The organism is Streptococcus mitis SK597 (assembly GCF_000148545.1).
In the GTDB taxonomy this organism is placed as follows: domain Bacteria; phylum Bacillota; class Bacilli; order Lactobacillales; family Streptococcaceae; genus Streptococcus; species Streptococcus mitis_C.
The window spans coordinates 1-16385 of record NZ_AEDV01000092.1; the positions used below are offsets into that span (position 1 = coordinate 1).

Here is a 16385-nt window from a genome sequence, read left to right on the forward strand (position 1 = left end):
CTCCCTAGTTTGCTCTTTGATTTTCATTGAGTACAAGTCAACAAAACAGCCCCGTTTTCGGAGCTGTTTTTCTCTATGCTTTCTTTTCTTGATTTTTAGAAATACTACGATTTTTACCTTCAAGATACACCATCAAAATAGAAATATCTGCTGGGTTTACTCCCGAAATACGGCTGGCTTGGCCGATGGTTTCTGGATTGATCAGTTTGAACTTCTGACGAGCTTCTGTCGCGATAGAATCAATGTCATCCCAGTCGATATTGGCTGGAATACGTTTTTCTTCCATGCGTTTCATCTTGGCAACCTGATCCATGGCTTTGGAAATATAGCCTTCATATTTGATTTCTGTTTCAATCAATTCGATAATCTTGTCATCCAAGTCCTCTGCTGCTGGTCCGATAAAGGCCACCACATCTTGGTAAGAAACTTCTGGACGGCGAAGGAATTCCTTGGCTGTCACTGCATCTGTCAACGGCTTGAAGCCCATCTCCTCAACCTTGGCATTGGTTTCCTTGACTGGCTTGAGTTTGATACTGTCGAGACGCTTCATCTCATTGTCAAATTGATTTTTCTTGATTTCAAAGCGAGCCCAACGTTCATCATCCACAAGTCCAATCTCGCGTCCCATCTCTGTCAAACGCATATCGGCATTGTCATGACGGAGGATGAGACGGTACTCAGCACGACTGGTCAAGAGACGGTAGGGTTCAATGGTTCCCTTGGTCACCAAGTCATCAATCATGACCCCAATATAACCGTCACTACGCTTCAAAATCAATTCAGGCTTATCTTGGATTTTCAGAGCCGCATTGATACCTGCGATAATCCCTTGCCCAGCAGCTTCTTCGTAACCTGACGTCCCATTTGTCTGACCAGCAGTGAAAAGTCCGGAGATTTTCTTGGTTTCCAGAGTCGCACGCAACTGATGAGGCAAGACCATGTCATACTCAATGGCGTAACCAGTTCGCATCATCTCTGCATTTTCCAAACCTTTGATGGAATGAACCAGCTCACGTTGGACATCCTCAGGCAAACTGGTTGAAAGTCCTTGGACATAGACTTCCTCTGTATTGCGCCCTTCTGGCTCAAGGAAGAGTTGGTGGCGCTCCTTGTCCGCAAAGCGTACAATCTTGTCCTCAATCGACGGACAGTAACGAGGCCCCACTCCCTTGACCACACCTGTAAACATAGGCGCACGGTGGAGGTTGTTTTGGATAATCTCATGACTGGTACCATTGGTGTAGGTCAACCAGCATGGCACCTGATCCTTGACATAATCCTCATCACGTGAAGTGTATGAGAAGTGATTAGGCGCTTCGTCTCCTGGCTGAATTTCTGTCACATCGTAGTTGATTGAAGAGGCCTTGACACGTGGAGGGGTTCCCGTCTTAAAACGACCGATTTCGAGTCCTAATTCCTTGAGGTTATCAGCAAGGTTAATAGAAGCCAAGCTGTGGTTAGGACCTGATGAGTACTTGAGGTCTCCGATGATAATTTCCCCACGGAGGGCCGTCCCTGTAGTCACGATAACAGCCTTGGCAGCATATTCTTGATGGGTCGCTGTACGAACACCGACAACCTTGCCATCTTCCACCAAAATCTCATCAATCATGGTTTGACGAAGGGTCAGATTTTCTTGATTTTCAACTGTCTTGCGCATCTCCTTAGAGTAAAGTTCCTTATCAGCCTGCGCACGAAGGGCACGAACAGCCGGCCCCTTCCCAGTGTTGAGCATCTTCATCTGGATATAAGTCTTGTCAATGGTTTTGGCCATCTCGCCACCGAGGGCATCAACTTCACGCACAACAATCCCCTTGGCAGAACCACCGATAGAGGGATTACAAGGCATAAAAGCCAGCATTTCAATGTTGATAGTCGCAAGCAAGACCTTGCAGCCCATACGGCTAGCGGCCAAGGAAGCCTCGACCCCAGCATGTCCCGCACCAATTACAATAATATCGTATTCTTCAGTAAAATTATATGTCATGTTTCTCTCCTATTCCGCAAGATGGATGTGTCTTAGTTGGCCGTCCCAATCTGGCAGGGCTGTTTTTAAAAAGGCTGGAACTAGATTGATACCCTCAAGCTTATCTATGTCAATCCATTCACAGGGCTGACTTTTCTCATCTTCCTGCATGGTCAATGGGGCATCTTCAAGCAAATTTACTAGATAATGAAACTCGATATTGTGATAGGAAACACCGTCCTGTTCAAAACGATTTTCAACCACAAAAGCTAGCTGCCCAGCTTGAGCTTTGACACCCAGTTCTTCCCTCACTTCACGGACTACCGCGTCTTCCGTGCTTTCATTGACTTGAATCGCACCACCGATAGTGTAATACTTGCCCTTGTCTTTAGTAACTAGGAGCTTACGATTTTGAAGAATCAAGGCTGTCGCCCGAACTCCAAAAACTGTATTTCCTGTTTTTGTCCGAAAGTCTTGTTGAATCATTTTTGTCCTTTCCTCTAAACGACACAAAAACAGTCAAAACTCCAAAGAAGTGCAGGACAAAAAGCCTGCAACATCCATGAGCTTTGACCATCATTTCTATTGCTTTTATTATTGTAGCAAATTGAGAAAATTTGTCAATCTAAATGTACTGACAAACTTGTCCATCTCGATAAGCATTGTCAATCAAGCCGCCACCTAGACACTCTTCGCCATCGTAAAAGACAACTGCCTGACCTGGTGTGATGGCGCGTTGCGGTTCTGCAAAGATGACCTCTGCCTTATCTCCTTTGACATGGACGGTCACCTTCGAATCAGGTTGACGGTAGCGGAATTTAGCCGTACATTCGAGCGTAAACTCCTCTGGCATCTCACGAGTAAAGTGGACTTGGCTAGCCTCTAGGCTGGTTGACATGAGCGAATCATGGTAGAAACCTTGTCCGACATAGAGGATATTCTTGCTTAGGTCTTTTCCGACAACGAACCAAGGCGCATTGTCACCACCGTGTTGTCCACCGATACCGAGACCGCCACGCTGACCGATTGTATAATACATCAGACCAGCATGCTCACCCATATCGCGACCATCTACAGTCATCATGCGACCAGGCTGAGCTGGCAGGTAGTTGCTGAGGAAGTTTTTAAAGTTCTTTTCTCCGATAAAGCAAATCCCTGTCGAGTCTTTCTTCTTAGCAGTCGCAAGGCCTGCTTCTTCTGCTAGTCTGCGTACTTCAGGTTTTTCCAAATGTCCCAAGGGGAACATGGTTTTTTGGAGTTGTTCTTGCGAAAGTTGGCTGAGGAAATAGGTCTGGTCCTTGCCATTGTCCACGCCACGAAGCATGTGAACTGTCCCGTCCTCATCACGCGCCACTCGGGCATAATGCCCAGTCGCTACATAGTCTGCCCCCAGGGTCATGGCATAGTCCAAAAAGGCCTTAAACTTGATCTCCTTGTTGCACATAACATCTGGATTTGGCGTGCGTCCTGCACGGTATTCCGCTAGGAAATACTCAAAAACGCGGTCCCAGTACTCTTTTTCAAAATTGACAGAGTAATAGGGAATGCCGATCTGGTCTGCCACCGCAGCCACATCCTTGTAATCTTCGGTCGCCGTACAGACGCCGTTTTCATCTGTGTCATCCCAGTTCTTCATGAAGATACCGATCACATCGTAGCCCTGCTCCTTGAGAAGAAGAGCCGTCACCGACGAATCGACACCACCACTCATCCCCACAACAACACGTGTTTTAGAGTTCTCACTCATGGTAGGTCTCCCATCTATTCGTTTATTTATACCCCTCAAAATTCTATTTACTATGACTTTCAATAGAATTTCTTCGAGTATAGTCTTTTCGTTTGCTTTTAGGACTAGGCAACGAGTCGCAGGCATAACTTGAGTTCGCTCAATCAGTCTGGGAGACTGATTGAGGTTATAAATTAGACAAGCTCAGCTTGCATCTCATTTCGAGTTAACGACGTAATAAAAGATAAACGAAATGACTAGTTCACGATTGAAGGTCGTGTGTGCTTAACGATTGAAGGTCGCTTGAGCAGTATTCATTATAACATGCTTGGTTGGAGAAGACAAGAAAGAGGCTGTCAATCGACCAACCTCTTATTCTGAACCTATCAATCTAGCACTTTTTAGCTTCATTCGCTTTCTTAGCAACTGCTATCTGGTATTTCACTTGGTCAAATCCTGTACCTCCCAAGGAATTTCTTCTTTGCACAGCAGTTTTAGGTTGTAAGTAGACATAAATATCCTCGGCAATGAGGGAATGATAGGTTCGTAATTCCTCCAAAGTCCAATCTTGAATATTTTTAGCAGACTTGATAGAGTCTAACACTAATCTTCCTACAACCTCATGAGCTTCTCTAAATGGCAAACCTTTCCCTGCCAAATAATCTGCCAACTCAGTCGCATTTGAAAAGTCCTTCTCTGTAGATTCTTGCATTTTTTCTTTGTTCACCTGCAAACTAGATAACATACCTGCCAACACATCAAGGGAATTTAAAATCGTTTCGACCGTATCAAACATTCCTTCCTTATCCTCTTGCAAATCCTTATTATAAGCTAAAGGCAAGGACTTCATGACTGTCAATAGTCCAAACAGATTACCATAAACTCTACCAGTCTTTCCTCGAATCAACTCAGCCATATCTGGATTTTTCTTTTGAGGCATAATAGAGGAACCTGTTGTAAACGTATCCGACAAGGTAATGAATTGGTACTCAAAACTACACCAATTTATCATTTCTTCACAAAAACGGCTCATATGCATCATGAGTATGCTGGCATTGGATAGAAATTCTAAGATAAAATCGCGGTCACTAACAGCATCCAAAGAATTTGTATAAGGTTGCTTAAACTCCAGCAAATCGCTAGACAATTGGCGATCAATGGGGAAAGTCGTTCCTGCCAAAGCTGCCGCACCTAGAGGGCATAGATCTGTATGCTTCTGGTTAAATTCAAAACGTTCACTATCTCTTTGAAACATGTTGTAGTAAGCCATCAGGTGATGGGCAAAACTAATAGGCTGGGCATGTTGCAGATGGGTATAGCCCGGCATGATCGTCTCCACATGATTTTCCGCCAAATCTAATAAAACACCCTTGAGATGAGCCAGTTTATCTAGGACATGGCCTAGTTGTTTCTTGAGATACAAGTGCATATCTGTCGCAACTTGGTCATTTCGAGAACGAGCTGTATGTAACTTCCCTGCAAGGGGACCAATTTTTTCTGTCAGCAACACTTCCATATTCATATGAATATCTTCGTTTGCGATATCAAAGTCAAGTTGGCCTGCCTCTAGCTCTTCTAAGAGCTCTTTCAAGCCTGTTTGAATCTTTTCTGACTCCTTCAAACTCAAAATGCCCGTCTGACCCAACATCTGAACGTGGGCTAAAGAACCAATCAAGTCAAATTTAGCTAATTTCTGGTCAAAAGTTATACTCGCACCAAAGCGCTCTACCCAGTCTTCGACAGTACCTTCAAAGCGACCACCCCATAATTTTGTATTCTTAGCCATATCACATCCACCTCTCTATCCAATCGCCCTATTTGGCGCTTTTTTGAACCTCAGAATGAACCTTGGTTGGAAGTCCCCACAACTTAATAAAGCCAACAGCTGCATCTTGGTCAAAGGTATCTGCACTGGTATACGTCGCCAAATTTTCATCGTAAAGTGAATTTGGTGATTTCCGAGCCACGACCTGAGCGCTCCCCTTATAGAGTTTAACTTTTGCAGTCCCATTGACAACTTTTTGAGTCTCTTTAATATAAGCAATCAAGGCTTGTGTAGCTGGACTAAACCACAAAGCATTATAAATGAGATTTGATAATTCATTTTCTATGATTGGTTTAAAATGAGCCACTTCTCTCACAAGTGTCAAATCCTCAATTTCCTTATGAGCTGTCAGCAAGGTCACTGCCCCTGGGCATTCATAGATTTCTCTTGATTTAATCCCAACCAAACGATTTTCCACGTGGTCAATCCGTCCAACCCCATGTTTTCCAGCTATTTCATTGAGTTTTTGAATCAAATCTGCCAATTTTAGCCCTTCTCCATTGAGGGAAACTGGAACGCCTTCACTAAACTCAATCTCAATGTATTCTGGCATATCTGGAGCTTTCTCTGGAGAAGATGTGATGCCAAAGGCTTCTTCTGGAGCCTGATTCCATGGATTTTCCAAAATACCACACTCATTGGCACGTCCCCAAAGATTTTGGTCGACAGAGTAGGGATTGTCAAGGTCAGCAGGAACAGGTACCCCATTTTCCTTGGCATAATGAATTTCTTCCTCCCGAGACCATTTCCATTCACGAACTGGCGCAATCACTTTTAAATTGGGATCCAAGGCTGCAATCGATACTTCAAAACGTACTTGGTCATTCCCCTTACCTGTACAACCATGAGCAATTGTAGTCGCTCCTGTCTGATGCGCGATTTCAACCAATTTTTTAGAAATAAGAGGACGGCTCAAGGCAGATACCAAGGGGTACTTTTGTTCATAGTAGGCATGTGACTGAAGAGCCACTAGCACATAATCTGTAGCAAATTCGTCCTTAACATCAATGATATAAGATTCGACTGCCCCAACCTTGAGAGCCTTATCATGGATGAAATCCAAGTCTTTCCCTTCACCCACATCCATACAAACTGCAACAACATCATAGTCTTTCTTTAGCCAGGTAATCGCAACTGATGTGTCCAAACCGCCAGAATAGGCCAAAATTACTTTTTCTTTACTCATGTTCTTTTCCTTCTTTCTATTTTTCAATGGACGCTTTAAAGGCATCCTCAATGAGTTTGTCTAATTCCCCAGAATCCTTCAACCTTTGAATAGTTTTATCGACTGCTTCTTTCAATTCCTTGCTATCTTTTTTCATAGCGACCGCGTAGGAATCATCTTGCTCTTTTTCAAAATTGAGTTCTGCGATTGCTAAATCAGGATTATTTTCCACAAATCCCTTGGCAACTGGTTCTTCAAAAATAACGGCATCCACTTGTCTTGATTTTAAATCTGTAATTAAATTCCCATTTTTAGGCAGAGATACGAGGGATGAATTTTGTAGCAAATCTTTCGCCATCGTCTCTTGAATCGAACCTTTCTGTGCTCCGACCTTTTTCTGCGCCAAGTCGTTGACAGACTGATAAGTTGCTAAATCAGATTTTTTGACAATGAGCTTATTTTTTGAAGTATAGTAGGGAGTTGAAAAATCGAACACCTTGCTCCGTTCATCTGTCTTAGAAACACCAGATATGGCAAGATCGGCTTTTCCTGATTGAACACTAGCCAGTACATTGTCAAAACTCATGGGAGATAGTTCCAATTCGACACCTAGTTCTGTTGCGATAGCCTTGGCTAATTCGATATCTGAACCCACAATCTGATTTTTCCCATCAACCACTTTTTGGTATTCAAATGGAGCAAAATCCGGATTGAGGGCTACAACCAATTTCCCTTTAGACTTAATAGCTTCAAGCCCAGCCGATTGATTGTTACTACAAGCAAATAGTAGGGGGAGCATTACTAAACCAAACATCGTCATCAACACCTTCTTCATCTTATTCATAACAAAACCTCCTTTATGTTTATTCTTTTTTGTTGTATAAATAATACACCTATCTTCATCCTTTGTCAAGCCTAAATTGTAATTTTTTTCAATTTAAAACAGAAAAACCTAGGAAAATTACATAAAAATGTCATTCCTAGGCGTATTTATGCTATTTCTCTTTGGGAAATATGAGTATTCAGTCAGTCAAATGAAGCTGAACGAACTCATTTCCCCTCGCCCAATTCAATGATCCGATGACATTGTTGGGCTACATAAGCATCGTGGGTCACGATAATGACTGTTTTCCCTTCTCGATTCATCTCTAAGAGAAACTTCAAGACCAAATCTCTATTTTCAGGATCCAGCGAACCTGTCGGTTCATCGGCTAAAATCAGCTGGCTGGGTTTTAAGATGGCTCTAGCAACTGCAATTCGTTGTTGCTCCCCACCAGACAACTCGGAGAGCTTTTGATGCAACGTAGCTGACAAACCTACTCTCTCTAAAATCTCTTCCACCTTTTTGAGCTTGTCTTTCTTAGACAATTTTACATATTTCAGCGCCAGCATAAGATTGTACTCGACCGTTTCATCATCAATCAGGGCAAAATTTTGAAATAGATAAGAGATATGTTCACGGATTATTGTTTGTGACTTGGCAGAATTGACCGCTAGATTTGTCTGACCAAAAATCTCATACCGTCCGCTATAATCACCATCTATCAAACCTAATAAATTTAACAAGGTTGACTTACCACTACCACTCTTGCCAACAATGGCTACCAAATCTCCCTGATCAATCCTGAGAGACAAGTTATCCAAAATCACTTTTCCCCCAATGGTTTTGGTAATATTTTTCAACTCAATCATAAGATGCCCCCTTTCAATAATTCTACTAGACTTCTTTTCTCCATCCTAGAAGCCAAGGCTAGCACAAATAGTATATCCAAACATGTAAAACCTGCAAACAGTAGAAGTGGCAGGAGCGCATGGGCAAAGAAAATCAAGACTAGAAGAGGGAGACTATAGCCCAGCAAGAGCAGAACGAGGAGAGGACGGTAGCGATCGACCAGTTTCCACCCCATAAACTTCTTGGTAATGATATCCCTGCGCTTCAACAAGAAAGTAGTAACGAGTAAGAAGTAGGAAATCATCATGCTAAGGAGACCAAACAAAGCAAAGAGTAGGTTAAAATTCCGAACAGCATCTCGATAAGAATCCGCTTTCTCTTGTTGAATGGCTTGAATAGATGAAAATTTTAAATAATTTCCATCTGACAATTTCTCAACTAACTCTGTAATCTCTTTTTGATGTTGAACCGTATTTTCAATTTTAATCGGATTATTTAAGCCAGTTGTTGACAGGGAGGCTTTCTCATCCCACATCATATCAGAATCATTGACCAAGCTAATAATTGGATTGGAGAGATTTTCCTTTCGCTTATCACTATATGGGAAAAATGACCAATCTCCTTCATAATAGGCAATCTCGACATCCATCTCCTCTATCGTTCGTTTTTGCTGCTCTTCATACTTCATCGAATGAAAGGCAATTAACTTCCCCAAGAGCTGATTTTTATCTTCTTCACCTTTCGTACTTGCTGGCATCAAAATAACTTTTTTAATACCGGTATCTGGTAGCTTGAATCCCTTGCTCTTTAGAAAATTGCGATTGGCATAGTAAACATCCACCGTATCTGTTAACTGATATTGCTGAATCTGTTCTGATTGGACAAAATTTTTTACAGGAAGACTGCTACTCTGCACATAGCCCGCCTGCGTTTTTTCTACCAAATCCTGATAAAATCGATAGAAATAATCTGTAGATTTCCCTGACCCTGCTAGCTCTTCTTGCCACAGATTATCATTGAGTTTGAAGGTTTCTAAGGTCAGGTAATTACCTTGACTTACCCACTGTTGCTGATAAGCAAGTTCTTTGTTTTCTTGTTCTAGACTTTTGCCCACCCCAATCAGTAAGGCCGTCAGTAAAATAGTTGTCCCTATTTTCATCACATAATTGAAAATGAGACCAAGTTTGACAGATGAAAAACCTTTCAACATGGAACTGACTGTCATTTTCTGAATCATCAGGTAGGTCAGCCAACTGATGAACAAATACAACTGTAAAAGCAGAAATTGGGATAAGAGTAAACTTGGGAACAAAAGTTTTGGTCTATAGTCCAGCACTAAAAATAGTCCCAAGTCAATAATAAGACTTCCACCCAAGAGAAGATAAAAATTAGTCTTTACAAAACCAGCTAAAATCGCCCTGCTTTGAAAACCAAGTAACTTTTGAACCCCCACTCGTTTCATCTCCATCATCGGCTGATAAACTGTCATTAAAATCACAAGCAAGATTGCCAAGATAAAGATAATGATAGATAGTAACAAAGCTTGATTTAGCACTCCAACCTGACTTCGGTAAGTGGGTTCTAATAAAATCGTCTTATCTATCTGGAAAAAATCACTCCACTTTTGTAGAATGGTATCACGATCTATCTCTTTGCTGGAGGTAATCATATAGCGCCCATTTACAGTATGGGATTTATCCTCAATATAGGATCGGAAGGTCTGGAGTCGAATGAGTTTCACCTTTAAAAAGGTGGGAATGGTTCCTAGATTATTGGGAAGATTCTGGTTGCTGTAGACTCCCTTCTCATTCTTTGAAAAATCAAGAGAAGTCAGACCGAACTCCTGATAGGGGAAGGTTTCCTTATCAAAAACACCAGCCTTGACTGCCTCATCTCCATTATCTACTTTGATAATAGAGACCTTGTCTTGGCTTGCAACCTCTTCAAAAAACTGGAGAATAGTTTCTGTCGGTTTAGTGACATCTTTCAAGTACAAGTCAAATGAATAAGTTGTCTTGCCCATCTCCTGAATCCGCACTATTTCTCGTGTAACATTTACATTCAGTACAAAAAACGTAGTACACAGCAAGAGCAGGAGCATACAAAGATGACTGATTTTTTTCATAGAGATACCTCCCGTGAAGAGACGAAACTGGAAAAAAACTAACTTTCCAATAAAGCCACACAGTGATTCTCTCAGCTTAATTGTGTTCAAGGCTGAAAACACTGTGTGGTTTTTGAATGTTTAGAGGTTAGTTTTTTGAGCAATCGTCTATCAAAATGTCCGTTTATCTGTCAACAATCCGAGAAAATCTTGGCTCTTCAAGTCTGAGAAATGTTTGGCAGAAAGACTTCCTTTTTGAAGTCCATCATCTCTAACCTGTAAATAATAACTATGTTGGCTTGTTTTAATTGTCAAAAAATCGCCCAATATAAAAACTTTTTTCCAGTTGCGAATCTCAAATTCTTTTATCTCTGATTTTGGAATGCGGATAAGTCCTTGTCGCAAATCACGATGATGCTCACTTGTGAAAGTCATCCCATTCCCAATATTTCTTATCAGTAGTTCATCTGGAGTTACCATCACCAGCGCTATTTTAGTTAAGAAAATTTCAACTGTTGGTGGTAAAATCGCTAGATTAAACCAAGGGTGTAAGTAGCGATAAGCTAAGAAATAGTTAGGTTCCTCACCCAATCCTAGTTGTTTATATAAGGTCTTGACCTCACTATCTAACCTCGCTTCAAAAGACACATCCGAATGCGCTTCTTCCTTCTTCTGATTAAAATAACGCATCCAGACTAGAAAACCTATAAAGACTATAATAAATATTCCTGATAAGAGATATTTTACATTGTAGTTCATCACTTAACCTCCTGATTCACGACTTAATCTAACCAACATAGGGTAGGGATAACTTATATCATAGTATATTGAAATTAGAACAAGACGTATTGCTTTTTAGAGAATAGCTAAAAAGCAATACGAATATCTTAATTATGTTGTCTCTTCCTAATTCAATCTACTATAAAATACTTTTCCTACTATATGCGAACTAAGTTCCCCAACAAGAGATAGCATTTAATGCTACTCCTGCTACAACAACAGCTACATTAAATTTAGCTAATTGAGATGGTTTTAATACTGATGCAGCAATATCTTTTATTATATCAACCGCTTTTCCATAATTATGAGACACCAAAGCATTTGTTAATATTTCTATCATATTTCTACCTTGCAGTGCATCCCATATAATTCCACCAAATGGTACGGAATTTATGACTACACAAGCCGCATATGCTCCTAAATCACGAGTCATACTTGGCAATACATAATTTTCAAAAATAAACTTCCCTTCTAAGCCGATATCTCCTGGTAGTTCTGCCCTTGCTTTTAGAGCATAGAAATCAGTTATAACGTATCTCTTTGTAGCCAAATCAACATGTCCAGCTTCCTCTAAATAGAATTTCAAGCTTTCAATCGCCTGTTCTGTCTGCTCTTGTTCGCTCAAGACAGCAGTTTGTCTTGTTGCTGTTTCAGACGCATAAATGCTATTTCCGACAGAGAAGAGCAATCCAAATATCATAATGAAAACCATACTTACTTTAATTAATTTATGAGTCATTTTACTTCTCCTATTTAAGCTTACAAAAATAAAATCCTTCGGTTATCAATATATGAAATAATAAACCTTATAGTCCATTGGACTCACCTTCCTTTCATTTTTACAACTAGCGCATTATATCGGCCAGTTCCATGGGAAAACCGTAGCAATGCTGAATAAGAAAGCAAGAATAACTAAAAAACGAAAAACTTTTTTATTCATACTCTTTCCCTCCTATCTGTATTTCGTATCTATAGTATACCTCTTCTTTACTCTATTTTAAAATTAGTTAACTTTTTTCACACACTATTTTAGTTTTCTTTTTTACTATTTCTGTTACTATGATACAATATTTTTAATTGGATTTTATTATTTGTTAACTTTTTTCACGAAAAGGAGAAAATTATGCGTTATGATTTCGGAAATATCTATAAAGAAATACGTGAGTCAAAAGGCTTGACTCAAGAAGAGGTCTGCGGAGATGTCCTTTCAAGAACTAGCCTATCAAAGATTGAAAGTGGCAAAGCAACTCCCAAATATGAAAACATGGAATTTCTTCTCCGGCAAATCAATATGAGTTTTGAAGAGTTTGACTACATCTGCCATCTCTATCAACCGAGCCAACGAACAGAAATCATGCAAACTTATCTCAATATGACTTCCATCATTGGTAGTAATAGTCTAGTTCATTTTTTTGAAACATGCCAAGACTATCTCAAGACCCACCACGACCTGCCTATAGAAGAAATAAGGGATATGCTGGAAATTGTCATTCATATCCGTCAACATGGTACAGAGCAACTGTCAGACCAAGTGAAACAGACTGTCAAAAAACTTTGGGAAAAAATTGAAAAACAAGATACATGGTATGAAAATGACCTAAAAATCCTCAATACCATCCTTTTCAGCTTTCCCATTGATCACCTCCATCTCATTACTGGAAAAATCTTGCAACGCTTGGAAGTCTATAAAAACTACCAACATTTATATGACTTACGAATGGCAATCCTACTCAATCTGTCCACCATTTACTTATACCATCAAGACAAAAACATGTGTCAACAAATCTGCTATACTTTACTAGAGGATGCCAAGAAAAAGAAGCACTACGATAGACTTGCTATCTGCTATGTCCGTATCGGGATTTGTAGGGATGACGCTAGACTTATCCAAAAAGGTTTCTCACTTCTGGAGCTGACCGAGGAAACTTCTATGCTGTCTCATCTCAAAAAAGAAGTAGAGATCTATTCTCAACCGAAGGAAATATAAAAAAGTCGAGGGATTTCCTCGACCTTTTCATATTATTCTGTTCGTCAGTTCTTAATACCAGCCATTATTAAGCCAGAAGTTTTTAGCGGCTGTCCATGAACCGTAACGTCCTGCAACATAAGCATCTGCTACACGTTCTTGGTTTTCAGCTGAGTAGTCACCGTTCAAGTATGAATCTGTTAATTGGTAACGTCCGATATAACGTCCGTTTGTAGCTGTGTAGCTACCGCCTGATTCTTTTTGAGCAATCCATTCTTTAGCTTCTGCTTCAGATCCGCCTACAGTTGAAGCAACTGTTTCTTCTGCTACTGTTTCACTTACTACTGGAGTTTCTTCCTCTACCTCTGTAGTTTCTGCCACTGGAGCTGAAACAGCCTCATCTTGGGCAGCTGGAGCTTCATAAGTCGTTGAAGCTGTGGCTACTGGCGCTGCTGGACCGTCGATAACCAACTCTTGACCAACATAAATCAAATGAATGTTATCAATGTGGTTGTTTTCTGCCAATTTCTCAACAGTTGTGTTGTGAGTTTCAGCGATTTCTGAAAGTGTATCACCTTCTTTAACAGTGTAAGTTGATGATTCTTGAGCAGATACAAATGATGGAGCAAATACTGCAAACAAGGCAACTACTCCTGCAAGAGTTGTTTTAATCTTTTTAGTTGTTGATTTCATATTTGAAAATTCTCCTTCTTTCTATAGTTCTATGATACCTTTTAAATATTACCGTTTCTTGACACTTTTATGTAGAAATATTACAAAATTATTTTTTATTTCCCTAAATAAACCATTTTTGTCATAAAAGATACTATTTTTATGCTATTTGAGGTATTAGAAAGGTTTTCATCCGCAATTAAAGCCAAGCCCCTCATTCTTTGATATAATAGAGATAAGAATTTTTATAAGGGGAAACTGATGAAATCACTTCGTTTTCAATCTGTCTTTGATATCATCGGACCAGTTATGATTGGCCCATCTAGTAGCCATACCGCTGGAGCTGTTCGTATTGGGAAGATTGTCTCTTCCATTTTTGATGATACTCCGACAGAAGTCGAATTCCAACTATTTAACTCATTTGCCAAAACCTATCGTGGTCACGGAACAGACCTAGCCCTTGTTGCAGGTATTTTAGGCATGGATACAGATGATCCTGAAATCCCAAACAGCCTAGAAATTGCCCACAAGCGTGGTATCAAGATTGTCTGGACTATTCAGAAAGACAGCAATGCTCCGCATCCTAATACTACTAAAATTACCGTCAAAAATGCCCACAAGACCATCAGCGTGACTGGTATTTCTATCGGTGGTGGGAATATTCAGGTAACCGAACTCAATGGTTTTGCCGTCTCTCTCAATATGAATACACCGACTATCATCATTGTTCATCAAGATATTCCAGGTATGATTGCCCTCGTAACGGAGGCCCTTTCCCGCTATGGTATCAATATCGCCCAGATGAATGTCACTCGTGAAAAAGCTGGTGAAAAAGCCATTATGATTATCGAAGTCGATAGTCGTAACTGTGATGAGGCCATCGAAAAAATTCGAAAAATCCCTCATCTCCACAATGTCAATTTCTTTAAATAGGAGGAAGCATGTTTTATTCTATCAAAGAATTGGTCGAGCAAGCAGATCTGGACTTTCAAGGAAATGTCGCAGAACTCATGATTACAACAGAGTTTGAATTGACTGGTCGCGAACGTGAAGAAGTCTTCCTTCTCATGGAACGCAATCTGGAAGTCATGAAAGCCTCTGTCCAACTTGGCCTCAATGAAAATAAATCTCGTAGTGGCCTGACAGGTGGAGATGCTGCCAAATTGGATCACTACATAAAAAATGGAAAAACTCTGTCAGATTACACAATTCTCTCTGCTGCCCGAAATGCCATCGCAGTCAATGAACACAATGCCAAAATGGGCTTGGTTTGTGCCACTCCGACCGCCGGAAGTGCTGGCTGTCTCCCTTCCGTTCTCACTGCTGCTATTGAAAAATTAGACCTCAGCCATGAGCAACAACTGGATTTTCTCTTTGCTGCGGGTGCCTTTGGACTAGTCATTGCAAATAATGCCTCTATCTCAGGTGCTGAAGGTGGCTGTCAGGCCGAGGTTGGTTCGGCCTCTGCTATGAGCGCTGCCGCCTTGACTCTAGCTGCCGGTGGAACACCTTATCAGGCCAGTCAGGCCATTGCCTTTGTCATTAAAAATATGCTAGGCCTCATCTGTGACCCTGTTGCCGGTTTGGTTGAAGTTCCCTGTGTCAAACGCAATGCCATGGGAGCCAGCTTTGCCTTTATCGCAGCAGACATGGCCTTGGCAGGTATCGAATCTAAAATTCCTGTGGATGAAGTTATCGATGCCATGTACCAAGTGGGAGCAAGCATGCCAACTGCCTTTCGTGAAACAGCTGAAGGTGGACTCGCTGCCACCCCTACTGGTCGTCGCCTTCAAAAAGAAATTTTCGGAGAATAAGCTTATCAAATAGGAGAAACCATGACCTCTATCACAGCGATTTTTTTCGATCTGGATGGAACACTCGTCGACAGTTCTATCGGGATTCACAACGCCTTTACCCATACCTTTAAGGAGCTGGGGGTGCCTAGTCCGGATGCCAAAACTATTCGTGGTTTTATGGGACCGCCTCTTGAAAGTAGTTTTGCGACCTGCCTGCCCAAAGAACAAATCGCTGAGGCTGTGCAAATATACCGTTCTTACTACAAGGAAAAAGGCATCTATGAAGCTCAACTTTTCCCTCAGATTGTAGAATTACTTCAAGAACTATCCAAGAATTATCCTCTTTATATCACCACAACAAAAAATACTCCAACCGCTCAAGACATGACTAAAAACTTGGGAATCTATCATTTCTTTGATGGCATTTATGGTTCCAGCCCTAAAGCACCCCATAAAGCAGATGTCATTCGCCAAGCCTTGCAGACACATCAACTAGCACCAGAACAAGCCATCATCATCGGAGATACCAAGTTTGATATGCTTGGAGCTCAAGAAACAGGCATTCAGAAATTGGCCGTCACTTGGGGATTTGGAGATAAGGCAGATCTACTAAACTATCATCCTGATTATATCGCCCACAAACCCCTACAAGTTTTAGAGTATTTTCAATAACATAGACTGGGCAACAACTCTATTTCAGAAGAAAATGGAGC

General features: G+C 40.9%; 15 protein-coding genes. 4 read left to right on the top strand and 11 right to left on the bottom strand.

Annotation, left to right across the window (positions count from 1 at the left end):
* Positions 1-73: 73 nt before the first annotated feature.
* From mnmG to SMSK597_RS11910, 10 genes are all read right to left on the bottom strand, one after another.
* The gene (gene mnmG, locus SMSK597_RS11870) at positions 74-1987 is read right to left on the bottom strand and encodes a tRNA uridine-5-carboxymethylaminomethyl(34) synthesis enzyme MnmG (protein ID WP_000221908.1); all 1914 of its coding nucleotides are present in this window, start codon (positions 1985-1987) and stop codon (positions 74-76) included.
* A gap of 9 nt (positions 1988-1996) precedes the next feature.
* On the bottom strand, positions 1997-2452 hold the full coding sequence (locus SMSK597_RS11875) for an NUDIX hydrolase (protein WP_000615907.1): 456 nt from the start codon (positions 2450-2452) through the stop codon (positions 1997-1999).
* 139 nt (positions 2453-2591) lie between these two features.
* Complete coding sequence (mnmA, locus tag SMSK597_RS11880) at positions 2592-3713, bottom strand: tRNA 2-thiouridine(34) synthase MnmA (RefSeq protein WP_001293904.1); 1122 nt, start codon at positions 3711-3713, stop codon at positions 2592-2594.
* Between the two features lie 370 nt (positions 3714-4083).
* On the bottom strand, positions 4084-5478 hold the full coding sequence (argH, locus tag SMSK597_RS11885) for an argininosuccinate lyase (RefSeq protein ID WP_001107624.1): 1395 nt from the start codon (positions 5476-5478) through the stop codon (positions 4084-4086).
* A gap of 28 nt (positions 5479-5506) precedes the next feature.
* A complete protein-coding gene (locus SMSK597_RS11890) occupies positions 5507-6703 on the bottom strand; it encodes an argininosuccinate synthase (protein WP_000031915.1) in 1197 nt (398 codons plus the stop codon).
* Between the two features lie 16 nt (positions 6704-6719).
* Positions 6720-7526 carry an ABC transporter substrate-binding protein gene (locus tag SMSK597_RS11895; protein WP_001038483.1) on the bottom strand — a complete coding sequence of 269 codons (807 nt, stop codon included), beginning with the start codon at positions 7524-7526 and terminating at the stop codon, positions 6720-6722.
* A gap of 206 nt (positions 7527-7732) precedes the next feature.
* On the bottom strand, positions 7733-8374 hold the full coding sequence (locus tag SMSK597_RS0103250) for an ABC transporter ATP-binding protein (protein WP_000571332.1): 642 nt from the start codon (positions 8372-8374) through the stop codon (positions 7733-7735).
* On the bottom strand, positions 8371-10479 hold the full coding sequence (locus SMSK597_RS11900; RefSeq protein ID WP_025169712.1) for an amino acid ABC transporter permease: 2109 nt from the start codon (positions 10477-10479) through the stop codon (positions 8371-8373). Before SMSK597_RS11900 ends, SMSK597_RS0103250 begins: the two co-directional genes overlap by 4 nt.
* 150 nt (positions 10480-10629) lie before the next feature.
* The gene (locus tag SMSK597_RS11905; protein ID WP_001108833.1) at positions 10630-11217 is read right to left on the bottom strand and encodes a hypothetical protein; all 588 of its coding nucleotides are present in this window, start codon (positions 11215-11217) and stop codon (positions 10630-10632) included.
* Between the two features lie 190 nt (positions 11218-11407).
* The gene (locus SMSK597_RS11910; RefSeq protein ID WP_000149048.1) at positions 11408-11977 is read right to left on the bottom strand and encodes a hypothetical protein; all 570 of its coding nucleotides are present in this window, start codon (positions 11975-11977) and stop codon (positions 11408-11410) included.
* Positions 11978-12361: 384 nt separating this feature from the next.
* Here SMSK597_RS11910 and SMSK597_RS0103260 point away from each other — a divergent pair, with 384 nt between their 5' ends.
* Positions 12362-13225, top strand: coding sequence for a helix-turn-helix domain-containing protein (locus SMSK597_RS0103260; protein WP_001268183.1), 864 nt, complete (start codon positions 12362-12364; stop codon positions 13223-13225).
* Positions 13226-13276: 51 nt separating this feature from the next.
* Here the strand turns inward: SMSK597_RS0103260 and apf are convergent, their stop codons facing one another.
* Entirely contained in the window at positions 13277-13897 is a 621-nt protein-coding gene (gene apf / locus SMSK597_RS11915; RefSeq protein WP_000843472.1) for an aggregation-promoting factor, read from the bottom strand.
* A 240-nt stretch (positions 13898-14137) separates the two neighbouring features.
* Here apf and sdaAB point away from each other — a divergent pair, with 240 nt between their 5' ends.
* The 3 genes from sdaAB to SMSK597_RS11930 are packed head-to-tail and all read left to right on the top strand — an operon-like array spanning position 14138 to position 16344.
* Complete coding sequence (gene sdaAB, locus SMSK597_RS11920) at positions 14138-14809, top strand: L-serine ammonia-lyase, iron-sulfur-dependent subunit beta (RefSeq protein WP_000838913.1); 672 nt, start codon at positions 14138-14140, stop codon at positions 14807-14809.
* Between the two features lie 8 nt (positions 14810-14817).
* Positions 14818-15690, top strand: coding sequence for an L-serine ammonia-lyase, iron-sulfur-dependent, subunit alpha (gene sdaAA / locus SMSK597_RS11925; protein ID WP_000500041.1), 873 nt, complete (start codon positions 14818-14820; stop codon positions 15688-15690).
* Between the two features lie 21 nt (positions 15691-15711).
* The gene (locus SMSK597_RS11930) at positions 15712-16344 is read left to right on the top strand and encodes an HAD family hydrolase (RefSeq protein WP_000200881.1); all 633 of its coding nucleotides are present in this window, start codon (positions 15712-15714) and stop codon (positions 16342-16344) included.
* The last annotated feature ends 41 nt before the right edge of the window (positions 16345-16385 follow it).

Coding starts and splice junctions, on each gene's coding strand:
- SMSK597_RS11905 (WP_001108833.1), bottom strand. CDS start 11,217: ATGAACTACAATGTAAAATATCTCTTATCAGGAATATTTATTATAGTC.
- mnmA (WP_001293904.1), bottom strand. CDS start 3,713: ATGAGTGAGAACTCTAAAACACGTGTTGTTGTGGGGATGAGTGGTGGT.
- mnmG (WP_000221908.1), bottom strand. CDS start 1,987: ATGACATATAATTTTACTGAAGAATACGATATTATTGTAATTGGTGCG.
- SMSK597_RS11895 (WP_001038483.1), bottom strand. CDS start 7,526: ATGAATAAGATGAAGAAGGTGTTGATGACGATGTTTGGTTTAGTAATG.
- sdaAB (WP_000838913.1), top strand. CDS start 14,138: ATGAAATCACTTCGTTTTCAATCTGTCTTTGATATCATCGGACCAGTT.
- SMSK597_RS11890 (WP_000031915.1), bottom strand. CDS start 6,703: ATGAGTAAAGAAAAAGTAATTTTGGCCTATTCTGGCGGTTTGGACACA.
- SMSK597_RS11875 (WP_000615907.1), bottom strand. CDS start 2,452: ATGATTCAACAAGACTTTCGGACAAAAACAGGAAATACAGTTTTTGGA.
- SMSK597_RS11930 (WP_000200881.1), top strand. CDS start 15,712: ATGACCTCTATCACAGCGATTTTTTTCGATCTGGATGGAACACTCGTC.
- SMSK597_RS11900 (WP_025169712.1), bottom strand. CDS start 10,479: ATGAAAAAAATCAGTCATCTTTGTATGCTCCTGCTCTTGCTGTGTACT.
- SMSK597_RS11910 (WP_000149048.1), bottom strand. CDS start 11,977: ATGACTCATAAATTAATTAAAGTAAGTATGGTTTTCATTATGATATTT.
- SMSK597_RS0103260 (WP_001268183.1), top strand. CDS start 12,362: ATGCGTTATGATTTCGGAAATATCTATAAAGAAATACGTGAGTCAAAA.
- argH (WP_001107624.1), bottom strand. CDS start 5,478: ATGGCTAAGAATACAAAATTATGGGGTGGTCGCTTTGAAGGTACTGTC.
- SMSK597_RS0103250 (WP_000571332.1), bottom strand. CDS start 8,374: ATGATTGAGTTGAAAAATATTACCAAAACCATTGGGGGAAAAGTGATT.
- apf (WP_000843472.1), bottom strand. CDS start 13,897: ATGAAATCAACAACTAAAAAGATTAAAACAACTCTTGCAGGAGTAGTT.
- sdaAA (WP_000500041.1), top strand. CDS start 14,818: ATGTTTTATTCTATCAAAGAATTGGTCGAGCAAGCAGATCTGGACTTT.